Source organism: Rhodovulum viride, assembly GCF_003265965.1.
In the GTDB taxonomy this organism is placed as follows: Bacteria; Pseudomonadota; Alphaproteobacteria; order Rhodobacterales; family Rhodobacteraceae; genus Rhodovulum; species Rhodovulum kholense.
The window spans coordinates 1-335 of sequence record NZ_MUAV01000231.1 but is presented as its reverse complement, the minus strand read 5'-3'; the positions used below and the strand labels follow the sequence as shown (position 1 = coordinate 335).

Below are 335 nucleotides of genomic sequence, written 5' to 3'. Positions count from 1 at the left end.
CGGCCGCGCCGCGGTCGGCGATGGCGTCGTGGCAGGCGCGCGTGTCGTAGGCGCCGTCGGCAGTGACCGTGGCGATTTGCCGATCCAGGCCGATCTGCTTCAGGAGCTTAGGCAGCATCGGCGCGTCGCCTACATTGCTGGAGGTGACCTCGACGGCCCGGATCTCCAGCGTTTCCTCGTCTATGCCGATGTGGATCTTGCGCCAGGCACGGCGCTTCGAGGCGCCGTGTTTGCGTCTGTGCCACTCGCCTTCGCCTTCCACCTTGATGCCGGTGCTATCCACGAGCAGGTGCAGCGGCCCCTTGGATCCGCGATACGGGATGGTCACGTCCAGG

At 66.9% G+C, this 335-nt stretch carries 1 protein-coding gene; it reads right to left on the bottom strand.

Translation table 11 applies throughout. The features are described 5' to 3' along the window. Positions 1-335 (bottom strand): IS5 family transposase (locus BYZ73_RS21985; protein ID WP_112317622.1); only part of this gene is annotated, 335 nt, incomplete at both ends.